Source organism: Streptomyces sp. NPDC056452, assembly GCF_042796085.1.
Taxonomy (GTDB): domain Bacteria; phylum Actinomycetota; class Actinomycetes; order Streptomycetales; family Streptomycetaceae; genus Streptomyces.
Map to the genome: position 1 here is coordinate 32975 of NZ_JBHTRI010000004.1, position 13315 is coordinate 46289.

General features: G+C 70.3%; 12 protein-coding genes. 5 read left to right on the forward strand and 7 right to left on the reverse strand.

The features are described from left to right. Positions 1-76 precede the first annotated feature (76 nt). Positions 77-1066, forward strand: coding sequence for an ATP-binding cassette domain-containing protein (locus ACFQ6X_RS05395; protein ID WP_383176254.1), 990 nt, complete (start codon positions 77-79; stop codon positions 1064-1066). Beyond that, positions 1063-1854 (forward strand): ABC transporter permease, encoded by a 792-nt coding sequence (locus tag ACFQ6X_RS05400; protein ID WP_383176257.1) that lies wholly within the window; start codon positions 1063-1065, stop codon positions 1852-1854. The genes ACFQ6X_RS05395 and ACFQ6X_RS05400 overlap by 4 nt, the downstream gene beginning before the upstream one ends. Before the next feature lie 153 nt (positions 1855-2007). Here the strand turns inward: ACFQ6X_RS05400 and ACFQ6X_RS05405 are convergent, their stop codons facing one another. After that, on the reverse strand, positions 2008-2502 hold the full coding sequence (locus tag ACFQ6X_RS05405; protein WP_383176259.1) for a DUF3237 domain-containing protein: 495 nt from the start codon (positions 2500-2502) through the stop codon (positions 2008-2010). Beyond that, complete coding sequence (locus tag ACFQ6X_RS05410; RefSeq protein ID WP_383176262.1) at positions 2499-2963, reverse strand: ester cyclase; 465 nt, start codon at positions 2961-2963, stop codon at positions 2499-2501. The genes ACFQ6X_RS05405 and ACFQ6X_RS05410 overlap by 4 nt, the downstream gene beginning before the upstream one ends. 89 nt (positions 2964-3052) lie before the next feature. On the opposite strand from ACFQ6X_RS05410, the gene ACFQ6X_RS05415 reads away from it, so the two are divergent. Continuing rightward, complete coding sequence (locus tag ACFQ6X_RS05415; RefSeq protein WP_383176265.1) at positions 3053-3724, forward strand: TetR/AcrR family transcriptional regulator; 672 nt, start codon at positions 3053-3055, stop codon at positions 3722-3724. A 257-nt stretch (positions 3725-3981) separates the two neighbouring features. After that, the gene (locus tag ACFQ6X_RS05420) at positions 3982-8085 is read left to right on the forward strand and encodes a molybdopterin-dependent oxidoreductase (protein WP_383176268.1); all 4104 of its coding nucleotides are present in this window, start codon (positions 3982-3984) and stop codon (positions 8083-8085) included. A gap of 13 nt (positions 8086-8098) precedes the next feature. Here ACFQ6X_RS05420 and ACFQ6X_RS05425 read toward each other — a convergent pair whose 3' ends face one another. From ACFQ6X_RS05425 to ACFQ6X_RS05435, 3 genes are all read right to left on the reverse strand, one after another. Further along, positions 8099-10048, reverse strand: a complete 1950-nt coding sequence (locus ACFQ6X_RS05425; protein ID WP_383176271.1) for an ABC transporter permease — start codon at positions 10046-10048, stop codon at positions 8099-8101. Positions 10049-10128: 80 nt separating this feature from the next. Then, positions 10129-10929, reverse strand: a complete 801-nt coding sequence (gene modA / locus ACFQ6X_RS05430) for a molybdate ABC transporter substrate-binding protein (RefSeq protein ID WP_383176274.1) — start codon at positions 10927-10929, stop codon at positions 10129-10131. A gap of 105 nt (positions 10930-11034) precedes the next feature. Beyond that, positions 11035-11430: a helix-turn-helix transcriptional regulator gene (locus ACFQ6X_RS05435; RefSeq protein ID WP_329206439.1), complete on the reverse strand. Its 396-nt coding sequence runs from the start codon at positions 11428-11430 to the stop codon at positions 11035-11037. A gap of 241 nt (positions 11431-11671) precedes the next feature. On the opposite strand from ACFQ6X_RS05435, the gene ACFQ6X_RS05440 reads away from it, so the two are divergent. Beyond that, entirely contained in the window at positions 11672-12091 is a 420-nt protein-coding gene (locus tag ACFQ6X_RS05440) for a molybdopterin-binding protein (RefSeq protein ID WP_383176277.1), read from the forward strand. A gap of 21 nt (positions 12092-12112) precedes the next feature. Here ACFQ6X_RS05440 and ACFQ6X_RS05445 read toward each other — a convergent pair whose 3' ends face one another. Both ACFQ6X_RS05445 and ACFQ6X_RS05450 read right to left on the reverse strand, forming a co-directional pair. Continuing rightward, positions 12113-12595 carry a molybdopterin-dependent oxidoreductase gene (locus ACFQ6X_RS05445; RefSeq protein WP_383176280.1) on the reverse strand — a complete coding sequence of 161 codons (483 nt, stop codon included), beginning with the start codon at positions 12593-12595 and terminating at the stop codon, positions 12113-12115. A gap of 155 nt (positions 12596-12750) precedes the next feature. Further along, positions 12751-13158: a molybdopterin-binding protein gene (locus tag ACFQ6X_RS05450; RefSeq protein ID WP_383176282.1), complete on the reverse strand. Its 408-nt coding sequence runs from the start codon at positions 13156-13158 to the stop codon at positions 12751-12753. Between the last annotated feature and the right edge of the window lie 157 nt (positions 13159-13315).

The following is a 13315-nucleotide window of genomic DNA, read 5'->3' on the forward strand; positions in this document are numbered from 1 at the left end:
ACCGGACCGCCTCAACTCACCCACATCCCGAGCCACTTCAGATTTCGAATGGGAGGGCCCCGTGCCTTCGTCTGTCATGCCCGCATCAGGAAACGGTGGCGGCACCGACCAGTCCCCGGCTGCTGTCTCCACCGTCGGGTTGCGCAAGTCGTACGGCGACAAGCTCGTCCTCGACGGCATCGATCTGCGCATCCCGACCGGGTCCGTGTTCGCGCTGCTGGGGCCGAACGGCGCCGGCAAGACCACTGCGGTGAAGATCCTTTCCACGCTCATCACCGCCGACGGCGGGCAGGCCCAGGTAGGCGGCCACGACCTCGCGGCCGAGCCGCAGGCGGTACGTGCCGCGATCGGTGTCACCGGTCAGTTCTCCGCCGTGGACGGGCTGATCACCGGCGAGGAGAACATGCTCCTCATGGCGGACCTGCACCACCTGTCCAGGCAGGAGGGACGCCGGGTCGCCGCCGAGCTCCTGGAACGCTTCGACCTCGTCGAGGCCGCCAAGAAGCCCGCCTCCACCTACTCCGGCGGTATGAAGCGCCGCCTCGACATCGCGATGACCCTGGTCGGCAACCCGCGGATCATCTTCCTCGACGAGCCGACCACCGGCCTCGACCCCCGCTCCCGCCACAACATGTGGAAGATCATCCGCGAACTCGTCACGGGCGGCGTCACCGTCTTCCTCACCACCCAGTACCTGGAGGAGGCCGACGAACTCGCCGACCGCATCGCCGTGTTGAACGACGGCAGGATCGCCGCCGAAGGCACCGCCGAGGAGCTGAAGCGGCTCATCCCGGGCGGGCACGTCCGGCTCCGCTTCACGGACCCGGCCGCGTACCGGTCCGCGGCCCTCGCGCTGCGCGAGGTGACCCGCGACGACGAGGCGCTGTCCCTGCAGATCCCGAGCGACGGCAGCCAGCGCGAGCTGCGCTCCATCCTCGACTGGCTGGACTCGGCCGGCATCGAGGCGGACGAGCTGACCGTGCACACCCCCGACCTCGACGACGTGTTCTTCGCCCTGACCGACGGAACCACCGTCCCCGCCCCGTCCAAGGAGGCTGTCCGATGAGTGCCCTTTCCCTCGCCGTCCGCGACTCGTCGACGATGCTGCGCCGCAACCTCCTGCACGCGCGCCGCTATCCGTCCCTCACCCTGAACCTGCTGCTCACCCCGATCATGCTGCTCCTGCTCTTCGTCTACATCTTCGGCGACGCGATGAGCTCGGGCATCGGTGGCGGCGGGGCGGACCGCTCCGCGTACATCGCCTATGTCGTCCCCGGCCTGCTGCTGATGACCATCGGCTCCACCGTGGTCGGCACCGCGGTGTCCGTCTCCAACGACATGACCGAGGGCATCATCGCCCGCTTCCGCACGATGGCGATCCACCGTCCTTCGGTACTCGTCGGGCACGTCGTCGGCAGCGTGCTCCAATCGGTCATGAGCGTGGTCCTCGTGGGTGCCGTCGGCGTGGCCATCGGCTTCCGCTCCACGGACGCAACCGCCCTGGAGTGGCTGGCGGCCTTCGGGCTGCTCATTCTCTTCGCCACGGCGCTCACCTGGATCGCGGTCGGGATGGGCCTGGTCAGCCCGAACGCCGAAGCGGCCAGCAACAATGCGACGCCGCTGATCCTGCTGCCGCTCCTGTCCAGCGCCTTCACCCCGGTCGAATCCATGCCCGGCTGGTTCCGGCCGATCGCGGAGTACCAGCCCTTCACCCCCGCCATCGAAACCCTCCGCGGGCTGCTGCTCGGCAGCGAGATCGGCCACAACGGATGGCTCGCCGTCGCCTGGTGCCTGGGCCTCGTGGTGCTCGGCTACTTCTGGTCGACCTCGAAGTTCAACGAGGACCCGAAGTAACCGCCATGCCCACGCGGGCCGGTTCCCGCACCCCGTACCGCCCCAGGGCGGCGCACCCCGACACCGCGTCGGCGGGCGCCGCCCCGCCGGGGTTCGCCGGCGCTGACAGATGCGCAGGCAATTCAGGATGCGCGTGAGCGCCCTGAAGTCCCGTCACAGAACCCGCGAGACCTTGTAGGCGATGCCGCCCTCGACGAGGTATCCCGACCCGACACAGACCGTGCCGTTGAGCCAGGCGTAAGGCTCCGCCCCGGTCTCGAAGAGGGGGCCGGTCCGGAAGTAGTAGTGGGCCGGATCGGTCCGGTAGCGCTCGACGGGATCGGCCAGGGCGTCGCGCACCTCGGGCGGGGTGACCCAGCGGCCGCCGTAGGTCATGTGCAGGAGGGCGTCGTCGTGGGTGCGCAGGGTCAGGCGTACGTCCAGGGTCATTGTCCCGTCGGGGTCGAACAGTGCCCAGTCTCCGCCGCCGGGGAGGACGTCGCCGTGCAGTCGGGGGCCGTGGAACGTGCCGCCTGCCGCGCCGAAGAGGACGCGCCGGCCGAACGGGCCGCTGCCGATGGGCAGTCGGGGGTTCAGGTCGACGACCATGTCGAAGAGGTGCGCGGTCCGGATCTCGCCGACGTCCTTCACGCGTGGGTCCGCTGTCATGCTGCCTCGCCTCCGGCGAGTGCGGGGAACAGTCTCTGCCGGACCGCGTCCGTCGAGACACCCGACCGGGCGCACAGTGTCGCCAGGTCGAAGAAGAAGCGTTCGCCCGCGATCAGGTCGTCCTTGAAGGTGAACTGGATGAACACCGGTATCTCGGCCCGTTCCCCGTTGGGGGCGACGCCGAACCGGTTGCCTGTCATGGTCAGCCGCGCCGTACCCCAGCACACGAGCGTGTCGCCGTTGCTCGCGTGGCCCCGCAGGACGACGTCGTAGTCGGGGAACGAGGCGAAGAACCGCCGCAGCGCCTTCTCGTTCTCGGTCAGGCCCCGAGACGTCGTACCGAAGGCCGGGGTCTCGAGCACCATGTCCGGGTGGAAGAGCCGCAGGGCGGTGGGAACGTCCTGCCGGCTCTTGGCGACGGCGAGCGCGTGGGCCAGTTCGATCATGCGTTGTTCGTGCACGGATGCCTCCTCGATGGGCCGCTTCCAGCGTCAAACTAAACGTACGACCGGTCGTATGTTTTAAGCAAGCGCATGGCAGGATGGGAGCGATGAATGAGCGAGCGGAGAGCCAGGGGCGACAAACGGCCGAGTCCTCGGCGGAAGAGGCAGGCGCGACCGTGGAGGACCAGCGCCTCGTACGCGGTGCCCGGACCAGGCGCCGGATCGCGCGCCACGGCGTCGACGTCGCCTCGCTGGAAGGGCTCAACGGGCTCAGTATCGGCCGCCTGGCCACCGACCTGGGGCTGAGCAAGAGCGGTATCCAGACACTCTTCAGGACCAAGGAGAACCTGCAGCTCGCCGTCGCGGAGTCGGCGCGCGAAGAGTTCACCGAGGCGGTCGTCCGCCCCGCACGGACCGCTCCGCCGGGCAGCGCGCGGCTCCGGGCGCTGACGGAGCACTGGATCTCCTACGTCGAGGCGCCGCTCTTCGCCGGAGGGTGTTTCTGGGCGGCCAGCCTCCCCGACTTCGACAGCCGGCCCGGTGAGGTCCGGGACGCCCTGCTGCTCCACCGCCGCACCTGGCTCGCTCTCCTCGCCGGTGAGCTGCGCAACGCCGTCGACGCCGGCGAGATCGCCCGGCTCGACGTGGACCTCGCGGCATTTCAGATCGACGCGGTGCTCAACGCCGCAAACACCGCACTGCGCCTGGGCGAGGACGACGCGGTCCCCATGGTCCGCCGCGTCGTCGACGGGTTCCTGGCACCTGCCGCCTCCAGGTGATCCGACACCGGAGGGGCCGGGGCGGGCGGTCCCCGGTCGCGCGATCCGCAGATGCGATCTGTGTGGCGTACCGGCGCCGCACCTGCGATCACCCCTGAGGGCTTTCCTGGCACGTGGGTGGTTCCGCTCGGACCTCACAGTGCTGGTCGAGCGCATGTGTGACGGGTGTTACCACCCATGATCGGTCGAGGTCACACCGACGTAATGGGCGTTTCGTACCGTCAGGGGCACGCTTCGACCGACAGAGAGGCCCTTCGGTGCCCCCACAGGACTCGTCGACAGCCGTCTCCCCGATACGGACGGTCTGCTCGTACTGCGGGGTGGGCTGCGGCCTGGTGCTCGACATCGCCTCCGGCCCTGACGGTCGCCGCAAGGTCCTCAAGGCGTCGGGCGACAAGGCGCACCCGGCGAACTTCGGCCGGCTGTGCACCAAGGGCGTGACGACGGCCGACATGCTCGCCGCCCCCGGCCGGCTGACCACCGCACTGATGCGTCCCGAGCGAGGCGCCGAGCCCGTACCGACAGCTGTGGACGAGGCGATCACCGGTACGGCACGACGGCTGCGGACGATCATCGACGAGCACGGGGCGGACGCTGTCGCCTTCTACGTGTCCGGGCAGATGAGCCTGGAGGCGCAGTACCTGGCGAACAAGCTGGCCAAGGGCTTCGTGCGGACCAACCAGATCGAGTCCAACTCACGGCTGTGCATGGCGAGCGCGGGCAGCGGCTACAAGCTCTCCCTGGGCGCCGACGGCCCGCCCGGTTCGTACCAGGACTTCGAGAAGGCGGACGTCTTCCTCGTCATCGGCTCCAACATGGCCGACTGCCACCCGATCCTGTTCCTGCGCCTGATGGAACGGGTGAAGGCGGGAGCCAAGCTGATCGTCGTGGACCCGCGGCGCACCGCCACCGCCGACAAGGCCGACCTCTTCCTCCAGATCGAACCCGGAACCGACCTGGCCCTCCTCAACGGCCTGCTGCGCCTTCTCCACGAGAACGGGCACACGGACACCGCGTTCATCGACGCGCGCACGGAGGGCTGGGAGGCGATGCCGGAGTTCCTCGTTGACTACGCGCCCGACACCGTCGCAGGGATCACGGGCATCCCCGAGGCGGACATCCGCCGGGCGGCGCAGTGGATCGGCGGGGCGGGGGAGTGGATGAGCTGCTGGACCATGGGGCTCAACCAGTCCACGCACGGCACGTGGAACACCAACGCACTGATCAATCTGCATCTGGCCACCGGTGCGATCTGCCGCCCCGGCAGCGGCCCGTTCTCCCTCACCGGCCAGCCCAACGCCATGGGCGGTCGCGAGATGGGCTACATGGGGCCCGGTCTGCCCGGCCAGCGATCGGTGCTGGTGGACGAGGACCGCGCCTTCGTCGAAGGGCTCTGGGGCCTGGAACCCGGCACCGTACGCAAGGACGGGTCCGGCAAGGGAACCATCGACATGTTCCGGCGGATGGCGGACGGTGAGATCAAGGCCTGCTGGATCATCTGCACCAACCCCGTCGCCTCGGTCGCCCATCGCCGGACGGTCATCGAAGCCCTCGAAGCGGCCGAGCTCGTCATCACGCAGGACGTGTTCGCCGACACCGAGACCAACGCCTACGCCGACGTCGTGCTGCCCGGCGCACTGTGGAGCGAGAGCGAGGGCGTACTGATCAACAGCGAACGCAACCTCACGCTCGCCCGGCCGGCGGTGGAGCCGCCCGGTGAGGCGCTCGCGGACTGGCGGATCATCGCGCGCATCGCCTGCGAGATGGGATACGCCGACGCGTTCACCTACGGCAGCGCCGAGGAGATCTTCGAGGAGATCAAGGGCGCCGCGAATCCGAAGACCGGCTACGACCTGCGGGGCGTGACGTACGAGCGTCTGCGCACCACGTCCGTCCAGTGGCCCGCGCCGACGGCCGACGGCCCCGACCGCAACCCGATCCGCTACCTCGCCGAGGACGGCAGCCCGGTGTTCCCGACAGCGAGCGGACGAGCCGTCTTCTTCGCCCGTCCGCACGTTCCGGCCGCCGAAATGCCGGACGACGACTATCCGTTCGTCCTCAACACCGGCCGCCTGCAGCACCAGTGGCACACCCTCACCAAGACCGGCAAGGTCGCCAAGCTCAACAAGCTCGATCCGGCGCCGTTCGTCGAACTGCACCCCGAGGACGCGAGGCGGCTCGGGATCGAGGAGGGAGACTCCGTCGAGGTCGCCTCCCGGCGCGGCCGGGCCGTACTGCCCGCCGTGGTGACGGACCGGGTGCGGCCGGGCTGCTCCTTCGCGCCGTTCCACTGGAACGACCTGTTCGGCGAGTACCTGAGTGTCAACGCGGTGACCAGCGACGCCGTGGACCCGATCTCCTTCCAGCCCGGGTTCAAGATGTGTGCGGTGACCCTCACGAAGGTCGCCACCGCCGTCAGCATCTTTCCGGCACCCGTTGTCTCCGCCCCCGCCGCGGAACCGGTCGTGGTCGTGCCGGACACGCACCGGTCCGTCGCCGCAGCCGCGTTCGGGCTGCAGGACACACCGCCGCCCGTACTCGCCGAGCACGAACGCCAGTACCTGGTCGGATTCCTCGCCGGGCTGCCGTCGGGCATGCCCGGTGTCCCGGTGCTCCCGGCCGGTGCGCCGTTCACCACGGAGCACGCGCGATGGGTGAACGGGGTGCTCGCCGGCATGTACTCGCGTGCCCCGCAGACCGCGGACGAACCGGTGGCGCAGGCACCGTCGGGCCGTGACGTGGTCGTTCTGTGGGCCTCGCAGACAGGCAATGCCGAGGAGTTCGCCGCGGCCGCCGCGTCCCGGCTCGCCGAAACCGGACACCGGGCCCGGCTCGTCGGCATGGACGAGGCGGACCCGCGTACCCTCCCGCCCGCAGCCGACCTCCTGCTGATCACCAGCACGTTCGGGGACGGGGACGCGCCCGACAACGGCTCCGGGTTCTGGGAGGCGCTGACCGCTGCCGACCCCCCGCCCCTGGACGGCAGACGGTACGCGGTGCTGGCCTTCGGCGACTCCTCGTACGACGACTTCTGCGGGCACGGCCGGCGCCTGGACCAGCGCCTCGACGAACTGGGGGCCGTACGCCTCGCCCCGCGCACCGACTGCGAACCCGACTACGAGCCCTCCGCCCGTACCTGGCTGGACCAGGTTCTGGCCGGCCTCACCGCACAGCCGACGACCGCCGCGTCACCAGCCGCCACCCTCGCTGCCGCCCCCGTTGCCCCGCCCGTCCGCAGCGCCAGGCCCGTACCTGCCGCGGCGCGGCTGACCGGCAATCGGCTCCTCAGCCTCCCCGGCGCCGGCAAGGAGGTCCGCCGGTTCACCTTCGACACCCGGGACGCCGGCACCCCTCTCGTCTACGAGGCCGGTGACGCCCTCGGCGTACACCCCGTCAACAGCATGGATCTGGTGGCCGAATGGCTGGCCGTCACCGGTCTCGACGCCGCCACCGCCGTCGATGTCGCCGGCCTGGGCGAGATCCCGCTGGCCGACGCCCTGCACGGACACCTGGACATCACCCGGCTCACCCCGGCCCTGCTGGGCTTCATCACCGAACGCACCGGCGACCGTGCCCTGAAGAAGATGCTGCGGCCCGACAACAAGGGCGAACTCGCCCGCTGGTCCTGGGGCCGTCAAGCCGTCGACGTCCTCGCCGAGTACCCCGTCCGCGCCACACCGCAGGAGTGGGCCGGCATCCTCAAACGGCTGCAGCCCCGCCTGTACTCGATATCGTCCAGTCCGCTCACCGACCCCCACCAGGTGTCCCTGACCGTGTCCGTCGTCCGGTACGAGAACCTGCACGGCCGACCCCGCAACGGGGTGTGCTCGCCCTTCCTCGCGGATGCCGCCCCCGGCGCCCCGGTGTCGGTCTTCGTGCAGCGCGCCCCGCACTTCCGGCCGCCCGCCGGCCCCGACACCCCGATGGTGATGGTCGGACCGGGTACCGGAGTTGCTCCGTTCATCGGCTTCCTGGAGGAACGCCGCGCACACCGCCACCGCGGCCCCAACTGGCTGTTCTTCGGCGAACAGCACCGTGCCACCGATTTCTACTACGAGGAGGAGCTGACGGCCTTCCTCACCGACGGCACCCTCACCCGCCTGGACACCGCCTTCTCGCGCGACCAGCGCGCCAAGGTCTACGTACAGGACCGGATGCGCGAGCACGGCGCCAAGCTGTGGTCCTGGCTCCAGGACGGCGCCCACTTCTACGTCTGCGGCGACGCCGCGCGCATGGCGAAGGACGTCGACCAGGCGCTGCGCGACATAGCCGTCACCCACGGCGGACTCGACCACACAGGAGCGGCTCTGTACGTCAAGCAGCTCGCCGCCGACAAGCGGTACGTCCGCGACGTGTACTGACCGGCGGATCGCCTCACAGGGCGACGACGGTTGCCTCCGTGGCCTTGACGCTGGTCCAGACGGGAGTCCCTTCGGCGAGGCCCAGTTCGGCGACAGCCTGCGGGGTGATCTCGGCGACGAGGTCCGGTGCCCGGTCCGAAGTGATCAGGACACGCAGCCGGCTGCCGCTGGTGGTGATCTCCCGGACGGTGCCGGGCCAGACGTTGCGGGGGCTTCCGGTCGGCCTGTCCCGGTGTACGGCGACGGCCTCCGGGGCGATGACCGCGAGGGAGTCCGTGCCGGGCGGGAGCGGCTCCGCCGCCACGAGGGTGCCGCCGCCGGTGAGTCGTATGCCTTCGGCGGTGGCGATGCCGGGCCAGGCGTTACGGCCGAGCATCCGGGCGACCCAGGGGGAGCGGGGGTGGCGGGTGACCTCGGTGGGCGGCGCGTCCTGCAGCGCCCTGCCCTCGTCCAGGACGAGAACCCGGTCGGCGAGCGCGACGGCTTCGACGGGATCGTGAGTGACGATCAGGCATACGCCGCCGAAGCTGTCGAGATGGCGGCGAAGGGTGTGCCGGACGTGGGCGCGGGTCGTCTGGTCGAGGGCGGCGAGCGGTTCGTCGAGCAGGAGCAGCCGGGGGCGGGCGGCCAGGGCCCGGGCGAGCGCGACACGCTGGGCCTGGCCTCCGGAGATCTGCGCCGGTCTGCGGTGGGCGAGATGACCCACGCCGAGGCGGTCCAGCCACTGCTGGGCGCTGTGGCGGGCTTCGGCACGCGGCACACCGTGCGCGCGGAGCCCGTACGCGGTGTTGGCCAGCGCGTTCATATGGGGAAAGAGGGCACCGTCCTGCGGGACCCAGGCCACGCCCCTGCGGTGCGGCGGGAGTGCGGTGACATCGGTGTCGCCCAGCCGGAGTTCGGCGTGTGCGCGCGGGGTGAGGCCGAGGAGTGCGCGCAGGAGTGTGGTCTTGCCCGCGCCGTTGGGGCCGACGACGGCGATGGTGGTTCCGGCGTCCGCGTCGAGGGTGAGGTCGTTGAATCCGGTGACTGTGGCGTGGAGCGGCCAGCGGCCACCGGTACCGGCGGACGCGTGCGCGTCCTCCGGAGCGGCCTGCGCGTCGCCCTGACGGGTGGGCGCTGATTCGGCTTCCGGAGTCCGCGGCTGTGCCGGGGCAGTGTTCGGGGTGCCGGTCCAGCGTCCGCGCAGTGCGATGAGTACGACCATGGCGATGGCCAGAAGCAGCAGGGAGACGGAGGTGGCGGCCTCCGGGTTGTCCTGGAGCAGCAAATAGACCTGGAGCGGCAGGGTTTGCGTGGTGCCGGGGAGGTTGCCGGCGAAGGTGATCGTCGCGCCGAACTCACCGAGGGCCCTCGCCCAGGTCAGCGCCGCTCCCGCGGCGAGCCCGGGGGCGACCATGGGCAGGGTGACGGTGAAGAACACCCGCAGCGGTGAGGCCCCCAGGGACGCTGCGGTCTCCTCGTAGCGGGGACGCAGTCCGCCGAGGGCCCCTTCGAGGCTGATGATCAGGAACGGCATCGCGACGAAGGTGGCGGCGAGGACGGCGCCGGAGGTGTGGAACGGCAGGGTGAGCCCGAACGTGTCCTCCATCCAGGGTCCCAGCAGCCCGCGCCGTCCGAAGGCCAGGAGGAGTGCGACACCGCCGACCGTGGGCGGCAGCACCATCGGCAGGAGGACGAGCGAGCGGACGAATGCCTTGCCGGGGAAGTCGACACGGGCAAGCAGCCAGGCGAGCGGGACCCCGAGGACGACGGAAAGGCCCAGGGCCCAGGCGGACACGACCAGGGACAGCGTCAGCGCTTCGGTCGTCTCGGGGCTGGTCAGATGAGCGCCCAGATCGCGCCAGGAGGTGCGGGCGAGGATCCCGACCAGTGGCAGCAACAGGAAGGCGATGGCCAGCAGCGCGGGGATCGCCAGGGCGATCGGCGCGCGGGGGCCGGTTGCGCGGCGGCGAAGGCGTCTCATCGAAGGTCCCCGATGCTGGAAGTGCCCTGCGGGCGGCCCGGCCCCCCGAACCGGGCCGCCCGCAGGAGGGCGGTGGCCTGTTACGGCTGCTGGAAGCCGGCGGCGGCGAGGATCTTCTGGGCCTCGGGCGTGGACAGCCATGTCACGAACGCGGCGGCGGCCTCGCCGTTCCTGGAGGTCTTCAGGGTCGCCGCCGGGTAGGAGGCGACGGCGTTCTGGGCGTCCGGGATGTCGACGGCATCGACCTTGTCGGTGGCGGTGGCGGCGTCCGTCCTGTAAACGAGACCGGCGTCCGCCTCGCCGAGTTCGACCTTGCTGAGGACAGCGCGGACGTTGGGTTCCTGGGAGACCGGCTTCACCTCGATCTTCTGCGCGTCCAGGATCTGCTTGCTGTAGCGCCCGACCGGAACCTCGGGGGCCGCGAGCACCACCTTCAGATCGGGGTCGGCGAGGTCCTTCAGACTCTCGACCTTCTCCGGGTTGCCCTTGCCCGTGGCGATCACCAGACGGTTCTTCGCGATGACGGTCGGCGTTCCCGTGTCCGACTTCAGGCCGTCCATCGTCTTCGTGTCCGCCGTGACCAGGGCATCGGCGGGTGCGCCCTGCTTGACCTGGGCGGCGAGCTCCTGCGAGCCGGCGAAGGAGAACGTCACCTCGGTTCCGGGGTGCTCCTTCTCGTACGCGGCACCGGCGGTCTTGAAGACATCGGTGAGCGAGGAGGCGGCCAGAACTGTCAGATCGGCCTTCGGCGCCCCGGAGGCGGTGCCCTTGTCGCCGGAGTCCTTCTTGTCGTCGTCGCTGCCGCATGCGGCCAGCGGTACGAGGAGGGCCGCAGTGAGGATCGCGGCCGCGGTTCGGCGGCCGGTGAGAGTGAAGGACATGAGGGAGGGACTCCTTGGGGACGCGGTGGGCCTGGGCGGGTGGTGTGAGCCGCGTCAGGGACGGCGACGCCGCTGGGTGGAGCAGTGGAGCCATGGAGCAGTGGATCAGGTGCGGTCGATGTGCACGCTGGTCGACTTGACGCGGGCGGTGGCCTGCATGCCGACCTCCAGCCCCAGTTCCTCGACCGCTTCCCGGGTCAGGAGCGATACGAGCCTGTGCGGGCCGGCCTGGATCTCCACCTGGGCCGCGACGTCGCCGAGTTTGACGGCGGTCACGATGCCGGGGAAGGCGTTGCGGGCCGACGTGTAGGACGTGTCGTCCTCACCGATGCCCCCTTGCGCGACCTCGATGGCGAACGCGGCCAGATCCCGGCCGTCGATGAGGCGGCGCCCGCTCTCCTCGCGGTGGGTCGCGACCCGGCCGGCATCCGCCCAGCGGCGGGCGGTGTCGGGGCTGACGCCGAGCAGACGTGCTGCCTGGCCGATGGTGTAGGACTGCATGTGCGACAGATTAGATGAACTGAGTTCGTATTTACAAAGCTTAATGCGAAACTCCATGGCATATGCGTGGCACCCTGGAGGATGGTCCGAAAGCCGGTAGGACCGATCCGGGCAAAGGGGTGGACGTCAGCGTCCGCGGCGGGTGGCCGCACGTCCACGCCGAGGGTGTCTACAGTGAAATGACAGACCAGGAAATACCAGGCATTGCATGGTGAATACGACGAATCAAAGGTGCCACGTCATGAGCCTGAGCATCCGTAACCAGTTCCACGGCACCGTCATCGCCGTCACCGCCGGTGCGGTCATGGCCACCGTGAAGGTCCGCCTGGCGGGCGGCCAGGAGGTCACGGCCGCGATCACGCTCGAGGCCGTCCAGGAACTCGGCCTCGCCGAAGGGGCCTCGGTCCGCGCGCTGGTCAAGTCCACCGAGGTGTCCCTGGCCACCGGCGCCGTCGCGGGGCTGAGCATCCGCAATCAGATCCCCGGCACCATCACCGACGTCGCGACCGGCGGCGCCATGGCGAGTGTCAAGGTGTCGGTCGAAGGCGGCGAGCTCACCTCGGCGATCACCGAGGACGCGGTGACGGACCTCGGCCTCGCCCCCGGTATGACCGTTGTCGCCCTGATCAAGTCGACCGAGATCTCCCTGGCGGCGGTCTGATCCCCGGCCCGGACGGGCCGCCTATGCGTCCTCCGGCAGCGCGCGGACCCGCACACGGGTGATGGCGCTGATGTAGCGCGCCCCGCACCGGTCCACCGGCACGACCAGCTGGCTGCCGGCCATGTCCAGATCCTCTCCGTCCATCCGGGTGGCCAGGAGAACAGGGGCGTTCGTGAAATCTGCATCGACCTCCGCCCAGGCCAGCACCGTGTGGTGCCCGTCCCCGCCGGAGACCGACAGGACGAAGCGGGACCGGTCCTTGCGCCGGCGGGCGTCGAACAGCGGATGCGAGTCCAGGACCACCTCGCGCAGCAGCGGTCCTTCGAACCGGTGCCGCCGCGGCCCGCTCGTGGCGCACTCGAACACCACGTCGGCCCGGTGCTGCTCCCATCCGGTCCGCAGGTCGTCCACCGTCAGCGTGGCCGGACGGTCGACATCTCCGAGCACGGCCAACGATGCGAGCTGCGGGGGAGAGGTGCGGGGTTGCGCACGGAGTCGGCTCATCGGATCCCCCAGTCGAACGGCCCGCGGGGCGGCTGCAGGAGGTATGCCCACCAGCCGTCCAGCGGAATCGTGATTGCGAGGCAATACCTGCGATTGGCCTGGCGTCTGTGAGCTGCAACCGGGGTTCTTCTGTCACATCCGGCTGCGGGCGAGGCTCAGCCCCGGCTTCCCGGCCGGTCGATGTGCACGTTCGTCGACTTGACCCGCGCCGTCGCCAGGACCCCTACCTCCAGGCCGAGTTCCTCCACGGACTCGCGGCTGATCAGCGATACCAGCCGGTGCGGCCCCGACTGGATCTCCACCTGGGCCACGATGTCGTCGACCGTCACGGCGGTGACGATGCCGGCGAACGAGTTCCGCACCGACGTCAGAATCTCACCGGGCACCGGATGCAGGCCTGCCGCCCGCTCCGTGGCGAAGCCCGCCAGGCTGACGCCGTCGATCATCCGGTTCCCCGACCCGCCCCGGTCCATCGCGAGGTGACCGCCGTCCGCCCACCGGCGAACCGTTTCCGGGCTTACGGCCAGCAGCTCCGCGGCCTGGCCAATGCTGTACGAAGGCACGCGGGCACTCTAGGTCAAGGGGGGACGGTGCAGTGGCAGAAGGGTGGCTGACGAGCACTCCGGCCCGCCCTCCCGGCCCCGTTCACGGCGCGCGCCGATCGCCGCGGCTACGCTCGATGGGGCGACGCGGAAACTGTGAAGCGCGCCGCAGGGAGGC

Coding starts and splice junctions, on each gene's coding strand:
- modA (WP_383176274.1), bottom strand. CDS start 10,929: ATGTCCTTCACTCTCACCGGCCGCCGAACCGCGGCCGCGATCCTCACT.
- ACFQ6X_RS05440 (WP_383176277.1), top strand. CDS start 11,672: ATGAGCCTGAGCATCCGTAACCAGTTCCACGGCACCGTCATCGCCGTC.
- ACFQ6X_RS05395 (WP_383176254.1), top strand. CDS start 77: ATGCCCGCATCAGGAAACGGTGGCGGCACCGACCAGTCCCCGGCTGCT.
- ACFQ6X_RS05435 (WP_329206439.1), bottom strand. CDS start 11,430: ATGCAGTCCTACACCATCGGCCAGGCAGCACGTCTGCTCGGCGTCAGC.
- ACFQ6X_RS05445 (WP_383176280.1), bottom strand. CDS start 12,595: ATGAGCCGACTCCGTGCGCAACCCCGCACCTCTCCCCCGCAGCTCGCA.
- ACFQ6X_RS05405 (WP_383176259.1), bottom strand. CDS start 2,502: ATGACAGCGGACCCACGCGTGAAGGACGTCGGCGAGATCCGGACCGCG.
- ACFQ6X_RS05415 (WP_383176265.1), top strand. CDS start 3,053: ATGAATGAGCGAGCGGAGAGCCAGGGGCGACAAACGGCCGAGTCCTCG.
- ACFQ6X_RS05400 (WP_383176257.1), top strand. CDS start 1,063: ATGAGTGCCCTTTCCCTCGCCGTCCGCGACTCGTCGACGATGCTGCGC.
- ACFQ6X_RS05425 (WP_383176271.1), bottom strand. CDS start 10,048: ATGAGACGCCTTCGCCGCCGCGCAACCGGCCCCCGCGCGCCGATCGCC.